The sequence below is a fragment of the Rhodococcus sp. 14-1411-2a genome, assembly GCF_002259485.1.
Lineage (GTDB): Bacteria > Actinomycetota > Actinomycetes > Mycobacteriales > Mycobacteriaceae > Rhodococcoides.
In genome coordinates this window covers 91188-112546 of sequence record NZ_NPGA01000020.1, presented here as the reverse complement: position 1 = coordinate 112546, position 21359 = coordinate 91188, and the positions used below count along the sequence as shown (strand labels likewise).

Genomic DNA, 21359 nt, shown 5'->3' with positions numbered 1-21359 from the left:
TTGTCGTTGCCGGTGGTCGGGTTCGGCACCGGCCGGGGGGTTGGCTCGCGCGAAATCTCTCGGCAGGGAAAGCTGTCTGTATGACCTCAGCAGCAGAACCGACAGAACTGGCTCAGATCGGAGTCACCGGACTCGCCGTCATGGGCTCCAACATCGCCCGCAACTTCGCCCATCACGGCCACACCGTCGCATTGCACAACCGCAGTGTCGCCAAGACCGATGCCCTGATCGCCGAGCACGGCACCGAGGGCAACTTCGTTCGCACCGAAACCATCGAGGAGTTCGTCGCCGCTCTCGCGAAGCCGCGCCGAGTGCTCATCATGGTCAAGGCAGGCGACCCGACCGACGCGGTGATCGAGGAGCTCGCAGGCGCGATGGAGGAGGGCGACATCATCATCGACGGTGGTAATGCCCTCTACACCGACACCATTCGTCGCGAGGCGGCCATGAAGGAGCGCGGACTGCTCTTCGTCGGTGCCGGCATCTCCGGCGGCGAAGAAGGCGCGCTCAACGGACCGTCGATCATGCCGGGTGGTCCGGCCGAGTCCTACAAGGCACTGGGTCCGCTATTGGAATCGATCGCAGCTCAGGTCGACGGCACGCCGTGCTGCACCCATATCGGCCCCGACGGCTCCGGACACTTCGTCAAGATGGTCCACAACGGCATCGAATATGCCGATATGCAACTCATCGGTGAGGCGTACAACCTGTTCCGCGACGCTCTCGGCTACACGCCGGCTCAGGTAGCGGACGTGTTCACCGAATGGAACAACGGTGATCTGGAGAGCTACCTCGTCGAGATCACCGCCGAGGTTCTTCGGCAGGTCGACGCCAAGACCGGTCAGCCTCTCGTCGACGTGATCGTCGATGCTGCCGAACAGAAGGGCACCGGTCGCTGGACGGTCAAGGCGGCCCTGGACCTCGGGGTTCCCGTCACCGGTATCGCCGAGGCGGTGTTCGCTCGGGCTCTGTCGGGGTCACGCGCTCAGCGCAAGGCAGCCGTAGGACTCGCCTCGGGAACACTGGCCGACAAGCCGACCGACGCGGAGCAGTTCACACACGACATCAGTCGGGCTCTGTACGCGTCGAAGATCGTCGCCTACGCACAGGGCTTCGACCAGATCGCCGCGGGCAGTGCCGAATACGACTGGAATCTGCATCCCGGTGACCTCGCCACGATCTGGCGCGGTGGCTGCATCATTCGCGCGCGGTTCCTCGATCGCATCAAGGACGCGTACGACGACAACGCCGAACTGCCGAGCTTGATCCTGGCCCCGTACTTCCGTGATGCCATCGAGAACGCCATCGACAGCTGGCGTCGGGTCGTCATCACCGCGGCTTCGTTGGGCATTCCGGTCCCCGCGTTCGCGTCCTCGCTCTCCTACTACGACGCGTTGCGGGCAGAGCGTCTACCTGCCGCTCTGACACAGGGACAGCGAGATTTCTTCGGGGCACACACCTACGAGCGAACCGACTCGGAAGGAAAGTTCCACACTCTGTGGAGCGGCGATCGTTCCGAGATCGAAGCCTGACCGACGACCGCCCGCCGGTGGCGCTGCGTGCATCACGCAGCGCCACCGGTGGTACGTATCGAGAACAAGGTCAGACGGGCACCGGCCCGAGTATCGGTTGGACCACCGTCGACGGGATGCCCTCCCACGGCAGTGCACCTTCCAGGTCCTTCCACACCGCCTGCACCGCACTGAAGCACCCTTGGCCGTACACGTCGGATGCGGTGTACAGAATATCCGCACAGTCCGGTACGTCGATGGTGAACAGCTCGAATCCTGCTGCAGTGCAACCGATTCCGGATTCGAGCTCCAGCATTCCCGAGACCACCGATGCGCCGAGCGAATTGAGAATTCTCGAGGACTCGTGCGGCCCGCGCCCCGTCAGGACGATCTCCGGGCTGCCGAAATTCGTGAGACCGACCGTGTAGCAGAACGCCGGATGGATACCGTCGGGATCGACTTCCGATTCGACGTACTGCAGGGCCCAGCCACACCTGTCGATGGTGCGTATCACGCCCTCGATGTACTCGTCGACGCTGTGGCCCTGACACATCTTGCACATAGCTCCCCCACACTCTGCGTGCGATCGCCCCCTCGGCAATCACGGTGTCGAACGCCGATCGAACATGCGTTCTGCCCCGAGTATGGCGCGGGGCACCGACAAGAAGATTCCGACGCACGGCCGACGCAGCGGTATGGTCACAGCCATGCCGGGTCAATCCGTTCGATCGTTCGCAGAACTGGGACTGCCCGTGGTTCTCGTGCACTCGCTCAGGAAAGCGGGTGTCTCCGAGCCGTTTCCGATCCAGTCCGCCGCCCTGCCCGATGCGCTCGCGGGCCGCGATGTGCTGGGCCGTGCTCCGACCGGATCCGGCAAGACTCTCGCGTTCGGGCTTCCGCTGCTCGTGCGGCTTGCCGGCCGACGCAGCGAGCCCGGTGCACCGCGTGGACTCGTGCTGGCTCCCACTCGCGAACTCGCGCTCCAGATCCAGGAAGTGCTCGACATCCATGGTGCGACGTTCGGCCTGCGCAGCGTCGGCGTGGTCGGCGGCGTTCCGCTCGAGCGCAATGTCCGAGAGATACAGCGCGGAATCGACATCGTGGTGGCCACACCCGGTCGCCTCAACGATCTCCTCGAGCGTCGTTCGATCACGTTGAATCGGGTGGAGGTCACCGTGATAGACGAGGCAGATCGCATGGTGGACATGGGCTTTCTGCCCCAGGTCGATTCACTTCTCGCTGCGACACCGACCGGCGGCCAGCGGTTGCTGTTCTCGGCGACCCTGGACGGAGACGTCGACCGCCTGGTCGAGAAGTTCCTCAGCGATCCGGCCGAACATTCCACCGCGGAGTCGGTGAGCGAACCCGACATCGCGCATTACGTGTTTCGAGTCGATGCTGCCCGCAAGACAGAAGTAGCTGCGGCACTTGCCAACAGGGACGGTCGCACGTTGCTGTTCGTCCGCACCACTCACGCGGTCGACCGGCTCACCGACGACTGTCGCCGGCTGGGTGTATCGGTATCGTCGTTGCACGGCAACAAGACTCAGGCGCACCGCACACGTTCGCTGGCCGCCTTCGGCGACGGCGCATCGACTGCGCTGATCGCGACCGATGTCGCGGCACGTGGGGTTCACGTCGACGACGTCAGCCTCGTGGTCCACGTGGACCCACCACTGGATTCCAAGGACTACGTGCATCGCGCAGGTCGCACCGCCCGCGCCGGATCCAGCGGAACCGTCGTGACGTTGGCTACGGCCGAACAGGTGGATCACGTGTGCGCGATGGCGGGCGATGCCGGTGTCTCGGCAACGGTGGTCGACACCGAGAGCGATCCCACCTCGTGGCGTCGATTGACCGGGGCGCGTACACCCATCGGCAGGCCGCTCCCGGCCGAAGCGGTCGAAGCACCGGCACAACGTGGATCGCGGCGCGGTGCTGCGCCCGTCCGACACGAGCGAGGCGAGCGGACCGGGGGCAGGCGGGGCGGCAACAGAGGACGACGCGGGTGACCGCCTCGTGGTTGTCGATCGCGCTCGCCCTGGTTTCGGCATTCCTGTTCGCCTGTGCGTCGGTGGCACAGCAGAGCGCCGCGGCGTCGGTCCCCGAGGGAACGTCACTGCTCTCGGCTCTGATCCGAAGCCCCAGATGGTGGGTGGGCGTACTCGGCGACGGGGGCGGCTACGCCGTTCAGATCGCTGCACTGTGGGTCGGTTCGGTCCTGGTCGTGCAGCCGTTGCTCGTCACCGCCCTGCTGTTCGCACTCCCGATGTCGGCGAAATTGGCGGGCCGGGTTCTCCCTGCTTCGACGTGGGTGCTCGCATTCCTGCTTGCCGCCGCCCTCGCGGTGTTCATCGTGGTCGGCGACCCCAGCGAAGGTGACACCGACGCCCCTCTGTCCGACTGGATCGTTCCTCTGTTCGTCGCCGCGGTCGTGATCGGCGGCGCAGCAGTGGGAGGTCTGCTCCTGACCGCCCCCGGTGTGCGGGCCCTGTTGCTCGGAGCCGCAGGAGGGTTGCTGTTCGGTCTGGCCGCGGCTCTGACGAAGTTGGTCACCGACCTCGTGGAGAACGAGAGGTTCGGCGCGTTGACGGCCTGGCAGACCTACGCCCTCGTCGGATCGGGAGTTCTCGGCTTCTACCTCCAACAACGCGCGTTTCAAGTCGGTCCGCTGTCCGCGTCCATGCCTGCCGTCACGATCGGCGAGCCCCTCGGCGCTGCGTTCATCGGCATCACGGTCCTGGACGAGCGAATCAGAACCGACGGGGCTTCCCTCGCCGTCATCGCCGTAGCGGTGTCCGTCATGATCGCCGCGACGATTCGACTGTCTCAGACCCAGGCGTCGACTCGCATCGAAAGGGAGACGGTGGACGGGGCGTCGACCCCGCCGATCGCGCCCGACCGGTAGTCTCGATCAACGTGCAGTTCCTCGATGGTCATCAGCCGCCCTACGATCTCACCTACGACGATGTCTTCCTCGTCCCCAACCGAACCGACGTCACGTCGCGATTCGATGTCGACCTCAGTACGGTCGACGGCTCGGGAACGACCATTCCGATCGTCGTGTCGAACATGACCGCGGTGTCGGGTCGGCGTATGGCCGAAACCGTCGCACGTCGCGGAGCGATCGCAGTGATCCCGCAGGATCTCCCCACCGAAGCCGTCGCCGAAACCGTCGCATTCGTCAAGAGTCGCGACCTGATCGCGGACACACCGGTCGTCCTCGGCCCCAACGCATCCGTGTCCGACGCCTTGGCGCTGATGCACAAGCGTGCACACGGGTCGGTCGTGATCGTCGAACACGGCAAGCCGATCGGAGTCGTGTCCGAGGGTGCCTGCGCCGACGTCGACCGATTCGCGCGGCTCAGTTCCGTGGCGTCGGCCGATTTCGTGCGAGCCCCTCGCCACGCGTCGCCCAAGGAAGTTTTCGAGCTGATGGAGGCGGCACACGCCCACCTCGCTGTCGTCGTCGAGAACGACGGCTCCCTGGCAGGTGTGGTCACCAGGACCGGCGCGATCAGAACCGGCATCTACGCGCCTGCAGTCGACGCGTCGGGTCGCCTCCGTATCGCTGCTGCGGTCGGCATCAACGGCAACGTGGCCGAGAAGGCGACCGCACTGGTCGAGGCCGGGGCCGATGTGCTCGTGATGGACACCGCTCACGGGCATCAGCAGAAGATGCTCGAAGCCCTCGCTGCCGTGCGCTCCCTCGATCTCGGCGTTCCCCTGGCGGCCGGCAATGTGGTGTCCGCCCAAGGGACGCGCGATCTGGTGGAGGCGGGCGCGGACATCGTCAAGGTCGGTGTCGGGCCGGGAGCGATGTGCACGACACGCATGATGACCGGCGTCGGACGCCCCCAGTTCTCGGCTGTCGCCGATTGTTCGGCTGCGGCAGCCGAACTCGGGGCTTCGGTGTGGGCCGACGGCGGTGTGCGCCACCCACGTGACGTTGCTCTCGCACTGGCTGCCGGCGCTGCGAACGTCATGATCGGCTCGTGGTTCGCCGGCACGTACGAGTCGCCGGGCGACCTGCGCGTGGACGCATCCGGCAATCGGTACAAGGAGAGCTTCGGTATGGCGTCCAAGCGAGCCGTTGCCGCCCGTACCGCCACCGATGGGGCGTTCGACCGGGCTCGCAAGGCCTTGTTCGAGGAGGGCATTTCCAGTTCGCGGATGCGCCTCGATCCCGATCGGCCCGGTGTCGAGGACCTGATCGATCACATCTGTGCCGGAGTTCGCAGTACCTGCACGTATGCGGGAGCCCGTTCGCTTGCGGAGTTGGCCGAACGAGCTGTTCTGGGAGTCCAGTCCGCTGCCGGATTCGCCGAAGGACGGCCCCTGCCCTCCGGGTGGTGATGGTCGGGCACGGTTAGACTCACCCACAGCAAACACAGTTGTTCGCGCTCGTCACTCGTCGGACATTCGAGCATTCGATTCCCGACGTGTGGCGGAACGGTCGGCTCCTCACGGGGTGGGACCACATCGCGAACCGGACAGAAGGGAATCAGGTGCCCGAGGCACCCACTATCTCGGTTGCCGTAGCGGCAACTGCGGAACAACACGACGACGGTTCCACTTCGGAGGGATCCTCTATCGAGCCGGGAGAGAGACCCGGCGACTCAGATTTCGGCAACCACGTGCATTCCGGCGGCGCGATGCTCCTGTCCCAGCTTCGACGGTCCCGGCTCAGGCGGAGCTGACGCGTGGCGCTTCTTCTGACCATCGTCAGCCTGCTCGGTTTCGTCGCTCTGACGGCCGGCACCGCACTGTTCGTTGCGGCCGAGTTCTCTCTGACCGCTCTCGAACGCAGTGCGGTCGAGTCACAGGCCGACAACGGCGACCTGCGCTCACGCCAGGTGCTGCACGCCCACAAGACACTGTCGTTTCAGCTGTCCGGTGCCCAACTCGGCATCACCATCACGACACTGATCACCGGTTACCTGGCCGAACCTGTGCTGGCCGGCTTCATTCGGCCGCTGGCCGACGCGCTGGGCGCATCCGAGACCCTCTCCGCAGGAATCTCGCTCGCCGTGGCGCTGATCCTGGCCACGTCGTTCTCGATGATCTTCGGTGAGCTGGTTCCCAAGAACATCGCCATTGCGAAACCGATGTCGACCGCTCGTGTCACCGCCGGTGCGATGGCCGGGTTCTCACTGGTCTTCAAATGGGCCATCAACGGGCTCAACGGCTCGGCGAACTGGCTGGTACGCCGGCTCGGCATCGAACCGGCGGAAGAACTGAGATCCGCGCGGTCGCCGCAGGAACTGGGTTCGCTGGTCCGCACGTCGGCGCGGCAGGGATCGATCGACGAGAACACTGCACGACTGGTCGATCGGTCGTTGCAGTTCGGTGATCGCACGGCCGAGGAACTGATGACTCCACGAGTCAAGATCGAAACGCTCGCCACCGACGCCACAGTGGCCGATTTGATCGAAACGGCGGCGCGGACCGGTTTCTCGCGCTTTCCGGTGGTCGACGGCGATCTGGACGACACCATCGGCGTCGTTCATATCAAGCATGCGTTCACCGTCGCCGGAGCGCACCGTCGCTCGACGACGGTCGAGTCCCTGGCACGCGACGTTCCTGTCGTACCGTCCAGCCTCGACGGCGACGCGGTGATGGAACGGGTACGCGCCGACGGTATGCAGGTCGCGCTCGTCGTCGACGAGTACGGCGGCACCGCGGGCATGGTCACGATGGAGGATCTGATCGAGGAGATCGTCGGTGACGTGCGCGACGAACACGACGAGCCGGAGCTTGACGTCTCCAGGTCGGGCGACGGATGGGATTGCGCAGGCCTGCTGCGTATCGACGAGGTCGCGTCGGCCACGGGGTATTCCGCGCCGGAGGGCGAGTACGAAACCATCGGCGGTCTGGTACTGACCGAGTTGGGTCGCATTCCGACCGAGGGGGACGCAGTTCTGTTGCCTCCCCCGGCCAACGAGGATCCGCTCGAACGAGACGGCGGTTGGGTGGCACGGGTGATTCGTATGGACGGCCGCCGCATCGACCGGGTGGTGCTCCTGCCCGTCGACGCGGCAGCGGTGGCTCGGATGAGATCGGACGGTGAGATCGATGGGTGATTTCCTCGGAGTCGGTCTCGCTGTTCTGCTGCTCGCCGGCAACGCATTCTTCGTCGGTGCCGAGTTCGCACTGATCTCGGCTCGGCGGGATCGCCTCGAAGCTCTGCTCGCGCAAGGCAAGAAGCGCGCCCAGAGCGTGATCGAGGCCGGTCAGAACCTGTCGCAGATGCTCGCCGCCGCACAGCTCGGCATCACGATCTGCTCGATCCTTCTCGGTCGCGTGGCGGAGCCCGCGGTGGCACACCTGATCGAGGTTCCGCTCGAGGCAGTCGGCATTCCCGAGTCCTTCCTGCATCCGATCGCCTTCGCCATCGCGCTGACGCTCGTGGTCGTGCTGCACATTCTCGTCGGCGAGATGGTGCCCAAGAACATCGCCATCGCGGGCCCGGAGAGCACCGCCATGATTCTGGTGCCCATCCATCTGCTGTTCATCAAGGTGGCACTGCCGCTGATCTCGTTCTACAACATGTGCGCCAACCTCACCCTTCGACTGCTGCGGATCGAACCCAAGGACGAGCTGAGTTCGTCGGTGTCGGCGGTCGAGTTGTCGCAGATGATCGGCGAATCACGATCCGAGGGATTGATCGACGCCGAGGAGCATCGACGATTGCGGCAGGCGCTCGAGACGTCCGGCCGAACGGTGGGTGAGGTTCTGATTCCCTCGCACCAGGTTCGCAGTATCGAGTTGTCCGGTCCCGATCACACCCTCGGACCCACCCTGGGCTCGGTCGAACGAGCCGTCATCGAAACGGGATTCTCGCGCTATCCGGTTCGCGACGCCTCGGGTGCACTTGTGGGCTACCTGCACCTCAAGGACGTACTCGACGACATGGCCGACGAGTCGGCAGGACCGGACACGGTCATTCCCCGCACTGAAGTGCGAGCACTGCCGGTGGTCTCCATCGACACGGTGCTCGACGACGCGTTGACCAAGTTGCGTCGGGCCAGCAGCCACCTCGGTGCCGTGCACGACGCGACCGGTGCCACGGTCGGTATCGTCGCGCTCGAGGACCTGGTCGAGGAGTTCGTCGGTACGGTTCGGGACGGCACACACCGGGTGGCCGGTCCCCGTCCGGGTCAATCGTCGTCCAACTTCAAGCCTGCGACCACTCCCCCACGGAACGCGTGAATGCCCAATTCGACGTTGGTGAGCGAAGGGCAGTGGACCGCTCGTCGTGCTGCGCATACGGCGCGGGTGGAGAACCTCGTCGGTGATTATCTGACCGACCGGGGCCACGGCGGCGTCCATCCGGTGCTCGATTTTCTGTTCACCTACTACAGTCACCGCCCGGGTCAGCTACGCCGATGGAATCCAGGTCACGGCGTCGTACTCACCGGCGATCGTGCGCGTGACTACGCGGAGTTCGCGTCCTACGAGCAGGTGGACACCGCCGACGGCCCGGGTTTTCGGGTGCGGTCGGATCTGGTCGAGCGTCGACGATCGAGCATCGAATTCACCCTCGGCCTGCTCTCCGCCACCCGAGACAGGCCGCCGGTGCTCGGATGTTTCGGACTGCACGAGTGGGCGATGGTTTACCGCGGGGGAACGTCGGCGCAGCGTCACGAGCAGGTGCCACTGCGTCTGGGACACGACGGAACCGATGCCGTGGTCGATTCGATGACGTTGCGGTGCACTCACTACGACGCCTTCCGCTTCTTCACTCCCGATGCTGCGCCGCGCAATGCTCTTACGCTGTCGGCGGAGTCGCGTCTGACATCCGAGCAACCCGGGTGCATTCACGCCTCGATGGATCTGTACAAGTGGTGCTACAAGCTCGGACCGCTGATCGATTCCGAGTTTCTCACCGACTGCTTCGAGCTGGCTCTGCACGCGCGAACGATCGACATGCGCGCGAGCCCGTACGACCTGAGTGACTACGATCTCGAACCCATTCGAATAGAGACCGCGGCCGGACGAGCGGAATATGTGCGCGCGCAGGGAGAGTTGTCGAGCGAAGCGGCACCTCTGCGCTCGGCGTTGATCGCTCGATGCCAGAATTTACTGATCGGCGGCGAGTTCGGCGTCGGACCTACCGCCGAGTAACATCGACAGCGTTGTCGTGGGGACACCGGTCACCGGTGTCCATGACCGGAAAGAGTGAGGAATTCATGACCGATCGTGTGCAGGCTGGTGGACTTCAGGTCGCCAAGGTCCTATTCGATTTCGTCGAGAAGGAGGCGCTGCCGGGTACCGACGTGGATTCGGATGCCTTCTGGACCGGTGCCGCGTCGCTGATCGCCGATCTCGCTCCCAAGAACAAGTCGTTGCTCGCTGTCCGCGACGAGATCCAGGGCAAGGTCGACGCCTGGCACGGTGAGCACGCGGGGCCGAACTACGACCGCGCCGCGTACAAGGCATTCCTGAAGGAGATCGGCTACCTGCTCGACGAGCCGGCCGACTTCCAGATCAGCACCTCCGGTGTCGACACCGAGATCACCACCACGGCCGGACCGCAGCTCGTGGTGCCGGTGCTCAATGCCCGGTTCGCGATCAACGCGTCCAACGCACGGTGGGGCTCGCTGTACGACGCTCTCTACGGAACCGATGCCATTCCCGAGACCGACGGTGCCGAGAAGGGCACCAGCTACAACAGGGTCCGCGGCGACAAGGTCATCGCCTTCGCGCGGGACTTCCTCGACGAAGCGTTGCCCCTGAGTTCCGGTTCGCACGTCGGTACCACCGGATACGTCGTCGACGCAGCGTCTCTGACGGTGACTCTCGCCGACGGAAGCACCGTCGGGCTGAAGGATCCGTCACAGCTGCTCGGCTACCAGGGCACCCCGGATGCGCCGTCGGCGATCCTGTTCGTCCACAACGGCTTGCACTTCGAGATCCAGATCGACCCCGAGAGCCCGATCGGCAAGACCGACGGCGCGGGAGTCAAGGACGTTCTGCTCGAGTCCGCTGTCACCACCATCATGGACTTCGAGGACTCCGTCGCTGCAGTCGATGCGGACGACAAGGTCCTCGGCTACCGCAACTGGCTCGGTCTGATGAAGGGCGACCTGACCGAGGAAGTCTCCAAGGGTGGCAAGAGCTTCACTCGTGCGATGAACAAGGACCGCACCTACACCTCGGTCGACGGTTCGGAACTGACACTGCACGGTCGCTCGCTGCTGTTCGTCCGCAACGTCGGTCACCTGATGACTTCGGATGCGATCCTCGATGCCGACGGCAACGAGGTGCCCGAGGGAATTCTCGACGCGCTGTTCACCTCGCTGGCCGGTATGCACTCGCTGACCTCGGACAACGTGCTGTCCAACTCACGCACCGGTTCGCTGTACATCGTCAAGCCCAAGATGCACGGACCGGACGAGGTCGCGTTCACCGCGGAGCTGTTCGGCCGTGTCGAGCAGGTCCTCGGCCTTCCGACCAACACACTCAAGGTCGGCATCATGGACGAGGAACGCCGCACGACGGTCAACCTCAAAGCGTGCATCCAGGCCGCATCCGAGCGGGTCGTGTTCATCAACACCGGCTTCCTCGACCGCACCGGCGACGAGATCCACACCTCGATGGAGGCGGGTCCCGTCGTACGCAAGGGCGCGATGAAGGGCGAGAAGTGGATCGCGGCCTACGAGGACTTCAACGTCGACACCGGTCTGGCCGCAGGCCTCGAAGGCAAGGCGCAGATCGGTAAGGGCATGTGGGCCATGCCCGATCTGATGCACGACATGCTCGAGCAGAAGATCGGCCACCCCAAGGCCGGAGCCAACACCGCGTGGGTTCCCTCACCTACCGCTGCGACCTTGCATGCCCTGCACTATCACAAGGTCGATGTTTTCGCCCGCCAGCACGAGATCGCACAGGCCAAGCGGGCCAGCGTCGACGACATTCTCGAAATTCCTCTCGCGCCGTCCACGGACTGGACCGACGAGGAGAAGCAGAACGAGCTCGACAACAACTCGCAATCGATCCTGGGCTACGTGGTGCGGTGGATCGACCACGGCGTCGGCTGCTCGAAGGTGCCCGACATCAACGACATCGCACTCATGGAAGACCGTGCAACGCTGCGTATTTCGAGTCAGTTCATCGCGAACTGGCTGCGCCACGGCATCGTCACCGAAGACCAGGTGCGCGAGTCGCTGAAGCGGATGGCACCGGTGGTGGACCGCCAGAACGAAGCCGATCCGACGTACAAGCCGTTGGCTCCCGACTTCGACACCAACATCGCTTTCCAGGCTGCCAGTGACCTGATCTTCCAGGGCACCAGCCAGCCCAACGGCTACACCGAGCCGATCCTGCATCGTCGCCGACGGGAGTACAAGGCCGTCAACGCCTGACGGACTTGTCGATCAGGTGGGTGAACATCGGAACACAGGGCGCGGGCGTTCGATAGCCGCCGGACCCGTGATCGTCGTGATCACGATCGCGGTGCTGGTCGCGGCCGTCTTCGGATGGTTTCAACTGCGGGATCGTATCTTCGACCAAGGGGTCGAAGCTGCCGACACATGTGTGGAGGGATCGGCGGTGCTCACTGTCGCCGCCGATCCCGACATCTCCGGACCCGTCGAACAACTGGCTTCCCGGTTCAACGACACCACACCGGTGGTGCGAGATCACTGTGTGACGGTGCGGGTTCGAGCTACCGCCTCCGATGCTGTGCGGACGGCATTGAACGCCGGTATCGACAACTGGGACGTCGGCGCACTCGGTGCTCGGCCGGGCCTGTGGATACCTCGATCGTCGGGTGACGTGGAGGCCGTGACCGACCGCGGGGCAGTCGACGGCACCCCGCGGCCACTGGCGTCGAGTCCGGTAGTGCTCGCAGTGCCGTCTGCCGTGGCCGACGCTCTGGCCACGGCAAGTTGGGCCGACCTGGTCCGCCTGCAACGTGATCCGCAGGCATTCGGCCTCGGCGAGTGGGGCGCACTCCGTCTCGCACTACCGACCGGATCCGATTCCGGCGCAACCACACTGGCGCTCGCCGCAATCGCTGCCGGGATACGCGAAGATCCGACCAGCGAATTGACCCTGGAACAGGCCTCGTCCAGAGAAGTGGTCTCGGCCGTGTCGGAGCTGGCCGTCACCGACACCGGAGCCTCCGCGACGTCCGAATCCACCACCTACGACGCGCTCGCGGCACTGGAGAACGCGCCCGGCTCCGATGCCCCCGTCCACGCGGTCCCGGTCACCGAGCAGCAACTGGCATCGACCGATTCGTCGACGTTGACCGCCGTCGAACCTCAGGGCCCCACTCCCGTTGCCGATCATCCCGCGGCCGTACTCTCCGGCGACGAGACATCGACTCGGGCGGCCGCCGCGTTCGTCGATTTCGTCCGGCAGCCGGACGGTGCGCAATTGCTCACGGATGCGGGCTTCGGCGTCGGCGAGACCCAGGACGCCGATGCCCTCGCTGCTCCTTCCGGATCGGTGGCCGACGCACTGCTGGCCGTGCTGCGAAGCCCGGTCCTGCCGCGCCGCGCCACGGTGCTGCTCGACGTATCCGAGTCGATGGGCACGTCCGAAGGCAGCGCGACTCGGCTGCAGAACACGGTTCGCGCTCTCGGCGAGCAGTTCCAGCGAGTGCCCGACGCCACCGAGCTGGGGCTGTGGAGCTTCGGCGAGGATCTGGACAATTCACTCCCCTTCCGGGTCGACGTTCCGACCGGGCCGATGTCGGCTGCGATCGGGCCGACGTCCAGGCGGGCTGCTCTGGAATCCAGCGCGGCCGCGTCGACGCCCGCGGGTGCGTCGTTCACGTTCGCATCCGTGCTGGTCGCGTACGCCGATGCTGTGGCCGGATACGTTCCGGGCCGGGTGAATTCGGTGGTCCTCGTCACCGATGGACCGGACGATTCGCCCATGTCCCCCGAGGAACTGCTCACCGACCTGAACTCGGTGTCCGATGCCGCGCGTCCGGTCGCAGTGAACGTGGTGATGATCGGCGACAACCCCGACGCGACTGCGTTCACCGACATCGCGGCCCGTTCCGGCGGCACTGCCACGACCGTACCGACGTCCGATTCACCGGAATTCATCGATCTACTCGGAAAGTTGCTGTACTAGAACATGTCTCGTGTAATTTTTGTCGGCGTTTTTCTACTCCTCATCACCCTGTTCCTGCACTGGCGGTTTCTCTCCTTGACCAGGATGCCGACACGTCCCAAACGAGCTGTCGATGCTGCACTGGCACTGCTGTGGCTGGGTGCGGTGATCGGTTTCGGCAGCGGCGTGGAGTTCGATCCGTCCTGGGCACGAGGACCCGCCTTCGTCGGCCTCAGTTGGCTCGCCGTGGTGCTGTACCTGTTCCTGGGAACGATTCTGGTGGCCGTGGTCTGCACCGTCGTGAGAGTGGTGTTCGCGGCTCGTAAACGCGATTCGTCCGCTGTTCGACTGCGGGTGTCGCGGATCGGATCGGCGGCGGTGGCACTCGTCAGCGTGGTTGCAGTGGGATACGGACTCGTCGAGGCGGCGACTCCGCGTGCGACGAACACCGACGTCGTGCTCGACAGGCTACCGGCCGAATTCGACGGCGTCCGAGTGGCGTTGGTGTCGGATCTCCATGTCGGCCCCTCCCGCGGCGCGGATTTCGTGCAGAAGGTCGTCGATTCGATCAACGCCCAGAATCCCGATGTCGTGCTCCTCGACGGCGATCTCATCGATGGGACGGTTGCTCTGGTGGGAGAAGATCTCGAGCCGCTGCGCGATCTCGAAGCGCCGCTGGGAGTGTTCGCCGTCAGCGGCAATCACGAGTTCTACGCGGGCGACGGCGGCGAGTGGCTCGACTTCTGGTCGACGCTCGGCATCGACGTGCTGCGAAACGAGCGTACGACGATCACTCGTGGCGACGCTGCCATCGATATCGCCGGCATCAACGACGCCACCGCACCGGCTCCGTACGAACCCGATCTGGCCGCGGCATTGGACGGGATCGATCCTGATCGTTTCGTACTGTTGATGGCACATCAGCCGTTGCAGGCGGTGGAGGCATCGGACTTCGGAGTGGACATGCAAGTGTCCGGTCACACTCATGGGGGTCAGATCTGGCCGATCCGTTATCTGGTGCCGCTGCAGCAGCCCAGTGTCCAAGGGCTGGACACGATCGGCAACACCACGCTCTACACCACCCGCGGTGCCGGCGCGTGGGGTCCACCGGTGCGGGTGGCCGCTCCGCCCGAGATCGCAATGCTCGAACTCACTCGGGGCTAGAAGCCTCCGACTCCACCACGCCAGAGCCCGCCACGTCGCTGTGGCGGGCTCTGTTCTCGGCTCAGGCGAACGCCTCGATCGGTGGGCACGAGCACACCAGATTGCGGTCTCCGTGGGCACCGTCGATGCGACGCACCGCCGGCCACACCTTCGGACGGTCGTAGCCCGCCGGGTAGGCAGCGAGTTCCCGTGAGTACGGGTGATCCCACTCGGTAACCAGACTCCGAGCGGTGTGCGGTGCACCTCGAAGTGGGTTGTCGTCGACCGTCCATTCGCCCGATCCGACGCGATCGATCTCTCCCCTGATGGCGATCATCGCATCGCAGAACGCGTCGATCTCCTCGAGGTTCTCGCTCTCGGTCGGCTCGACCATCAGAGTTCCCGGCACCGGGAAGCTCATCGTGGGCGCGTGGAAGCCGTAGTCCGCCAACCTCTTCGCTACGTCGTCGACGGTGACTCCGGTGTCCTTGGTCAAGCCCCGCAGATCGAGAATGCACTCGTGGGCAACCATGCCGTTGTCGCCGGTGTACAGAACCGGGAAGTACTCGTCGAGGCGACGGGCGATGTAGTTGGCCGACGCGATCGCCGTCAGCGTCGCCTGCCGGAGCCCCGTCGCACCCATCATCGCGATGTAGGCCCACGTGATCGTCAGGATCGAGGCGCTGCCGTAGGGGGCACCGGACACCGTCGGTCCCGAACCGAGCTGCGGGGCCAGTGGGTGACCCGGCAGGTACGGCTGCAGGTGCGACCGCACACCGATGGGTCCGACACCGGGCCCGCCGCCTCCGTGGGGGATGCAGAACGTCTTGTGCAGGTTCAGGTGGCTGACGTCGCCGCCGAATCGGCCCGGGCGCGCCAGACCGACGAGAGCGTTGAGGTTGGCACCGTCGACGTACACCTGACCGCCCGCGTCGTGGACCGCAGCACAGATCTCGGAGATCTCGTGCTCGTAGACGCCGTGGGTGGAGGGATAGGTGATCATGATCGCCGCGAGGGTGTCGGCGTGCTCGGCGATCTTGGCGCGCAGGTCATCGACGTCGACGTCACCGTTGGGACGGCAGGCCACCACCACCACGCGCATCCCGACCATCACGGCCGAGGCTGCGTTGGTGCCGTGGGCGCTCGACGGGATCAAGCAGACGGTGCGTTCGGGATCGCCGTTGCCGAGGTGGTAGCGGCGAATTGCGAGCAGCCCCGCGTATTCACCCTGGCTTCCCGCATTGGGCTGCAGGCTGACCGCGTCGTAGCCGGTGATGTCGACGAGCCACCGTTCCAGATCGGCGATCACCTTCAGCAGACCGGGCACATCCGAGGACGGAGCGAAGGGGTGCTGACGGGCGAACTGCGGCCAGGTGATGGACTCCATCTCCGCGGTGGCGTTCAGCTTCATCGTGCACGAACCCAGCGGAATCATGCTGCGATCGAGTGCAATGTCTTTGTCGGACAACGCGCGCAGGTAGCGCAACATTGCCGTCTCGGTCCGGTACCTGGTGAATGCCGGGTGCGTGAGGTACTCCGAGGTTCGAGTCATGTTCGCCGGCAACGACTCGGCCCCGGAACCTGCGGTTTCTGCACCGAACGCGGCGAGCACGTTCGCGATGTGCTCGGGCGTCGTCGCCTCGTCGCACGCGACGGCCACGTGGTCGGCGTCGACAAGCCGCAGATTGATCCCGCGTTGCTTGGCAGCGCCGACGACGGCCTGAGCCTTACCCGGGACGGCCGCCAGGACGGTGTCGAAGAAGTCCGTGTGCACCACCTCGATACCTGCTTCCCGCAGGCCTGCCGCCACGGTTCGAGCACGCGCATTCACCCGAGTTGCTATGGCACGCAATCCGTCTGCGCCGTGGTAGCTGGCGTACATCGCGGCGACGATGGCCAGCAGGACCTGAGCGGTGCAGATGTTGGAGGTCGCCTTCTCGCGGCGGATGTGCTGCTCGCGGGTCTGCAGCGCCAGCCGGTAGGCGCGGTGGCCGTCGGCATCGAGCGAGACCCCGACCAGTCGGCCGGGCAGCTGACGGGAATGACCCGACCGCACTGCGAGGTAGCCGGCGTGCGGTCCGCCGTATCCCATCGGAACACCGAACCGCTGGGTGGTTCCGAAGCAGACGTCTGCGCCGATCTCACCGGGCGGGGTCACCACGGTGGCAGCGAGCAGGTCCACTCCCACTGCAACCAGGGCCCCCCTCTCGTGCGCGGCCTCGATGATCGCCGTGTGATCGACTAGACGGCCCGATGCTCCGGCCAGCTGCGCGAGCACACCGAAGAATTCTCCGTCGGGTAGTCCGTCGGTCAGATCGGCGTAGACCAGTTCGATGCCCAGCGGCTCGGCGCGGGTGGCCAACACGGCCTCGGTTTGCGGGAAGACATCGGAATCGACCAGTAGCCGAGGCGACTTCGACGCCCTGTTCGCGCGCCGCATCAAGGTCATGGATTCGGCGGCCGCCGTCGACTCGTCGAGCATCGACGCATTGGCCACGTCCATGCCGGTGAGGTCGGCAACCATGGTCTGGAAGTTGAGCAACGCTTCGAGTCGCCCCTGGCTGATCTCCGGCTGATACGGCGTGTACGCGGTGTACCAGGCCGGGTTCTCCAGAATGCCTCGGGTCAGCACCGGCGGGGTGAGCGTGTCGTAGTAGCCTAGGCCGATCATTGACGTCGCCACGGTGTTCTGCCCGGCGAGGTCGGCCAGTGCTGAGAGCACCTCGTGCTCGCTCAGCGCGGGCGGTAGCGTCGCCAAGCCGTCGGGAACGCCGTCGACCACGGTATCGAGGATCGACGAAGGAACGGCCTTGCGGGCCAGCTCGTCGAGACTGTCGACGCCGATGGTGTCGAGGATGCGGACCAACTCGGTGGCGTCGGGGCCGATGTGACGGTCGACGAAAGTGTGTGCGGGCGAGCCGGTTCGGTCGGTCACGATGTGCTCCCAGGACGAGGCGTCGGACGGCCGAGGCATGCGCTCCGGCCGCTCCTCCCCCTCTGTCGTGTGCCCGCTGACGCGTGCGCCTGAGAGATTCGGTCGGACACGGCGCACCAGTGAAGCGCGCCGGCACCTTTCCCCTTGGGCGGGTGGGTGCTCCCACCACTTTCCAGAGTTGTCGAAGCCCACACGGTCCGTGTGCCTGAGAGATTGACGGGGAGGTATTGCTCCTTCGGCGTCCGAGACTGGATGCCTCGGAACTCTCCCGCGCGGGCGCGACGAAAGAAAGTCTAGCCGGTCTTGCGGCTCGCGCGATTCTTGCGGCGCGACGCCAACTCGTCCTCGGGGCTCGGCTGGCTTTCACCGCCGTCGGCTCGTTCGGCCGGGAAGTCGGCGATGGTACCGGTGAGCTCGCGCATCGCACCGTTCACGGCAATACCGAACACGCCCTGCCCACCCTGGAGCAGATCGACCACTTCTTCTGCCGACGTGCACTCGTAGACGGTGGTGCCGTCGGAGAACAGCGTGATGTTGGCGAGATCGCCCACCCCGCGCTGGCGTAGGTGATCGACGGCGACGCGGATGTTCTGCAGTGAGATACCTGTATCGAGCAGCCGCTTGACGATCTTGAGGACGAGCATGTCCTTGAACGAGTACAGCCGCTGGCTTCCCGATCCCGCTGCGCCGCGGATGGACGGGACGACGAGCCCGGTGCGGGCCCAGTAATCGAGCTGACGGTAGGTGATGCCGGCGATCTGGCACGCACTCGGCACGCGGTAGCCCACGAGTTCGTCGGGCACGGAGTCGTCGGGGAACAATCCCGGTTGAATGTCCTGGGGCGATTCGATTCGGGCGCTCGACGCCTGGTCGGGGGTGTCGACCCGAGCATCGGCACCGACCGGCGTGTCCTCGGTCCGGCCTGCGGCTTCGGACTCTCGACGGCCGTGATGCTGCTGCGGCTGATCTCCCACTGACTGCTCCCTCTCGGATGTCTCACTGCGTTCGGATCGAGTCAGTACTGCGATCCGTCCGGGACACTGGAAATGCCTCGGTGTACTCGCGTGAAGTCATACCGTGTACCAGGCCAGAGTACGCCTCGGCAGGTATCGAAGAGGCGTGAACCGAACCCGGATGGGTAGCGACGGCGATGAACTTCACTGGCACGAACGTTATGGGGACGTTCGTGCAGATTCAACGCAACGCGCCGTAAACCTGAACCTAAAGTTGAGGTTGAGACTCTTCTGTTACCCGTCGGTGGCTTTGAAGTCGTCCGGCGATACCGAGTCGAGGAACTCCTTGAACTTCTCGACCTCGTCCTCACGCTCGTCGGGCATGATCAATCCGGCTTCGGCGAGCACGGGCTCGTCGGCGAAGATCGGTACCCCGGCCCGCAGTGCGATGGCTACGGAGTCCGACGGCCGAGCGGAGACCCTGATGTCCTTGTCGAACACCAGATCGGCGTAGAAGGTGCCCTCCTGCAGGTCGACGATGCGCACCTCCTTGAGCTGGTGCCCGAGCGCCGAGATCAGATTCTTGACGAGATCGTGGGTGAGCGGACGGGCCGGCTGCACACCCTGCTGCTCCAAAGCAATTGCGGCAGCCTCGGTTTGGCCGATCCAGATCGGGAGGTACCGGTCGCCGTCAGCCTCACGCAGCAGCAACACGGGCTGGTTCTGCGGCTGTTCGACACGAATACCGACCACACGCATCTCACTCATCGTGTCTACCTCTCACCTCGAGAAATTCCGGGCTGCACTGAAAACTTGCTCAGCTCGTCGCTGCCGAGTCTATTGGAAGTCGAAACGACGCGAGCGAGCGTCACCGGTCGAGTGCACCGCGCACCGCGGCTTTGACCAGGCAGGTGTGCAAGGTCAAGGACAGTGCAGCCAATTCGCGAATCATTTCTTCTGCGCGATCGCGTGCACCGGCGTCTCGGCCCTTGGCCACGGGTCCAGCAATCTGCGCTACCAGACCGGCCTCGCGGTCCGCCGCGAGCTTGAAGGCGCGAAGGTGGCGCACCTCGAGACCGAATTGCAACATCGCGTGCGCCGTCCGGGCGAGAGTCACCGCTCCGTCGTCGTAGAAACCGGCCTGCCCCGGGGTGATCAAACCGGCTCGCAACAGCTCGGTCAGAAACGCATCGTCGATCCCCGCCTGAGCGAGTAGATCTGCCTTGGCGATGCGAACCTCACGATCGGGAAGGAACTCCTCGGGAGAGACCTCACCCGCGGCAACCGTCAGCGACCGCGGACGCTTGACCGACGCATCGGCCCGTTCGACGGTCGCGACCCCGTGGTCGATGGCTTCGAGTTGTTCCTTGATGACCTTGAGCGGCAGGTACTGATCGCGCTGCGCGGTCAGCACGAAGCGCAGACGCTCGCAATCGGCGATGGAGAACCGCCGGTACCCCGACGGTGTGCGTTCCGGCGAGATCAGCCCCTCGGCTTCGAGGAATCTGATCTTCGAGATGGTGACATCAGGAAAGTCGGGCCGAAGTCGATCGAGGACGGAGCCAATCGACATCCCCCCGTTGGACTGCTGCCCGACGGCGGTCACTGGCTTCCTGCACCCGCAGACGCGTCGCCGACCTGAGATCCGTTGCCGCCCCGCGGTCCGGTGAGGAACACCAGCCGGAACTTGCCGATCTGGACCTCGTCGCCGTTGGCCAGCACAGCGGAGTCGACCGGCTCCCGGTTGACGTACGTGCCGTTGAGGCTGCCGACGTCGACGACCTGGAAGTCGTCCTCGTCCTGCCGGAACTCGGCATGCCGACGGCTGACGGTGACATCGTCGAGGAAGATGTCACTGTCGGGGTGCCGACCGGCCGAGGTGGTGGGCTGGTCGAGCAGGAACCGTGATCCGGCGTTGGGTCCTCGCTTGACGACGAGCAGCGCGGCACCGACAGGCAACCCCTCGACACCCGATACCGGAGCTTCGGTGCTCTGGGCGGCCGCGGAGTTGTCCAGCTCCTGCAGGAAATCTGCACGGAAGACCGAGGTGGTCTCTGCCGGTGACTCCCCGTAGTTGCTGTCGTTGTCGTTCTGGCTCACCGTTACTCCTTCTCAGTCCGTTCACCCGAGGCAGAGAACGCCGCGGGTAACGCAGTACATGGTCTTCACATCAGGTGTTGCTTGGCGTTCGGTGTTGCGTAGCGTCGTACAGCTTGCTGGACCTTCGCCCCGACAGGGTATTCGCTCGGTGTCGACCGTACCCTGCGCAGTGGTGGCCGTGTGGCCTGTTGGCTGGTGTCGACAGCCGGCCGATCACTCGGCCGTGATGAGAGCATATCCGGCGGCATCGAGCATCTGCGCCAGTGCCGCGTCCAACTCCTCCGGTGTCGAAACCTCGAGGTCGATCAGCCAGCCTCCGGTGTAGGGTCCCGAGTTCACCTTCTCCGGTTCACCGTCCAGATCCTCGTTCACGGCAACCACTTTCGCGGTCAGAGGGCTGAACACGTCGGACACGCTCTTGGTGGATTCGACCTCGCCGAGAGACGCGCCCGCGGTCACGGTGTCGCCGATCGAGGGAAGCTGAACGAACACCACGTCGCCCAACTGCGCCTGCGCGAAATCGGTGATACCGATTCGCACCGTTGCAGGCCCCGTCCGCTGCACCCACTCGTGCTCGGGGGTGTAGTACAGATCAGCTGGTGTGTCGATGTCGCTCAACGCGGCATTCCCTTCGATCGTGGCCCG

17 protein-coding genes and 1 riboswitch are annotated in these 21359 nt (G+C 65.1%); of the genes, 10 read left to right on the top strand and 7 right to left on the bottom strand.

Annotated features, from left to right (window positions below):
• Positions 1 to 80: 80 nt before the first annotated feature.
• Positions 81 to 1532, top strand: a complete 1452-nt coding sequence (gndA, locus tag CH291_RS21625) for an NADP-dependent phosphogluconate dehydrogenase (RefSeq protein ID WP_094615060.1) — start codon at positions 81 to 83, stop codon at positions 1530 to 1532.
• A gap of 70 nt (positions 1533 to 1602) precedes the next feature.
• Here the strand turns inward: gndA and CH291_RS21620 are convergent, their stop codons facing one another.
• Positions 1603 to 2064, bottom strand: a complete 462-nt coding sequence (locus tag CH291_RS21620; RefSeq protein WP_256980939.1) for a DUF4262 domain-containing protein — start codon at positions 2062 to 2064, stop codon at positions 1603 to 1605.
• 73 nt (positions 2065 to 2137) lie between these two features.
• On the opposite strand from CH291_RS21620, the gene CH291_RS21615 reads away from it, so the two are divergent.
• The 9 genes from CH291_RS21615 to CH291_RS21575 all read left to right on the top strand — a co-directional run bounded on the left by CH291_RS21615 (position 2138) and on the right by CH291_RS21575 (position 14747).
• Entirely contained in the window at positions 2138 to 3523 is a 1386-nt protein-coding gene (locus CH291_RS21615) for a DEAD/DEAH box helicase (RefSeq protein WP_256980938.1), read from the top strand.
• Positions 3520 to 4419: a DMT family transporter gene (locus tag CH291_RS21610; RefSeq protein WP_094688617.1), complete on the top strand. Its 900-nt coding sequence runs from the start codon at positions 3520 to 3522 to the stop codon at positions 4417 to 4419. Before CH291_RS21615 ends, CH291_RS21610 begins: the two co-directional genes overlap by 4 nt.
• Before the next feature lie 11 nt (positions 4420 to 4430).
• Positions 4431 to 5867: a GuaB1 family IMP dehydrogenase-related protein gene (locus tag CH291_RS21605; protein ID WP_094641723.1), complete on the top strand. Its 1437-nt coding sequence runs from the start codon at positions 4431 to 4433 to the stop codon at positions 5865 to 5867.
• 347 nt (positions 5868 to 6214) lie between these two features.
• Entirely contained in the window at positions 6215 to 7594 is a 1380-nt protein-coding gene (locus CH291_RS21600; protein ID WP_068047389.1) for a hemolysin family protein, read from the top strand.
• Complete coding sequence (locus CH291_RS21595) at positions 7587 to 8723, top strand: hemolysin family protein (protein ID WP_068047390.1); 1137 nt, start codon at positions 7587 to 7589, stop codon at positions 8721 to 8723. The genes CH291_RS21600 and CH291_RS21595 overlap by 8 nt, the downstream gene beginning before the upstream one ends.
• Complete coding sequence (locus tag CH291_RS21590) at positions 8724 to 9638, top strand: 3-methyladenine DNA glycosylase (protein WP_068047392.1); 915 nt, start codon at positions 8724 to 8726, stop codon at positions 9636 to 9638.
• A gap of 65 nt (positions 9639 to 9703) precedes the next feature.
• Positions 9704 to 11878 carry a malate synthase G gene (locus tag CH291_RS21585; protein WP_094671521.1) on the top strand — a complete coding sequence of 725 codons (2175 nt, stop codon included), beginning with the start codon at positions 9704 to 9706 and terminating at the stop codon, positions 11876 to 11878.
• Positions 11879 to 11945: 67 nt separating this feature from the next.
• Positions 11946 to 13604, top strand: a complete 1659-nt coding sequence (locus CH291_RS21580; RefSeq protein WP_256980936.1) for a substrate-binding and VWA domain-containing protein — start codon at positions 11946 to 11948, stop codon at positions 13602 to 13604.
• A 3-nt stretch (positions 13605 to 13607) separates the two neighbouring features.
• Positions 13608 to 14747: a metallophosphoesterase gene (locus CH291_RS21575; RefSeq protein ID WP_094688616.1), complete on the top strand. Its 1140-nt coding sequence runs from the start codon at positions 13608 to 13610 to the stop codon at positions 14745 to 14747.
• Positions 14748 to 14808: 61 nt separating this feature from the next.
• Here the strand turns inward: CH291_RS21575 and gcvP are convergent, their stop codons facing one another.
• The 6 genes from gcvP to gcvH form a co-directional block, all read right to left on the bottom strand.
• Positions 14809 to 17700 (bottom strand): aminomethyl-transferring glycine dehydrogenase, encoded by a 2892-nt coding sequence (gene gcvP / locus CH291_RS21570; RefSeq protein ID WP_256980935.1) that lies wholly within the window; start codon positions 17698 to 17700, stop codon positions 14809 to 14811.
• Positions 17701 to 17844: 144 nt separating this feature from the next.
• Positions 17845 to 17942, bottom strand: a riboswitch (glycine riboswitch).
• A 12-nt stretch (positions 17943 to 17954) separates the two neighbouring features.
• The gene (locus tag CH291_RS21565) at positions 17955 to 18512 is read right to left on the bottom strand and encodes a MerR family transcriptional regulator (RefSeq protein ID WP_094642346.1); all 558 of its coding nucleotides are present in this window, start codon (positions 18510 to 18512) and stop codon (positions 17955 to 17957) included.
• A gap of 396 nt (positions 18513 to 18908) precedes the next feature.
• Positions 18909 to 19382 (bottom strand): bifunctional nuclease family protein, encoded by a 474-nt coding sequence (locus CH291_RS21560; RefSeq protein WP_068047418.1) that lies wholly within the window; start codon positions 19380 to 19382, stop codon positions 18909 to 18911.
• A 100-nt stretch (positions 19383 to 19482) separates the two neighbouring features.
• Complete coding sequence (ftsR, locus tag CH291_RS21555; RefSeq protein WP_037189245.1) at positions 19483 to 20220, bottom strand: transcriptional regulator FtsR; 738 nt, start codon at positions 20218 to 20220, stop codon at positions 19483 to 19485.
• Positions 20217 to 20714 carry an oxoglutarate dehydrogenase inhibitor Odhl gene (gene odhI / locus CH291_RS21550; protein WP_032377955.1) on the bottom strand — a complete coding sequence of 166 codons (498 nt, stop codon included), beginning with the start codon at positions 20712 to 20714 and terminating at the stop codon, positions 20217 to 20219. Before odhI ends, ftsR begins: the two co-directional genes overlap by 4 nt.
• A 213-nt stretch (positions 20715 to 20927) precedes the next feature.
• Complete coding sequence (gene gcvH / locus CH291_RS21545; RefSeq protein ID WP_068047421.1) at positions 20928 to 21332, bottom strand: glycine cleavage system protein GcvH; 405 nt, start codon at positions 21330 to 21332, stop codon at positions 20928 to 20930.
• Positions 21333 to 21359: the final 27 nt, after the last annotated feature.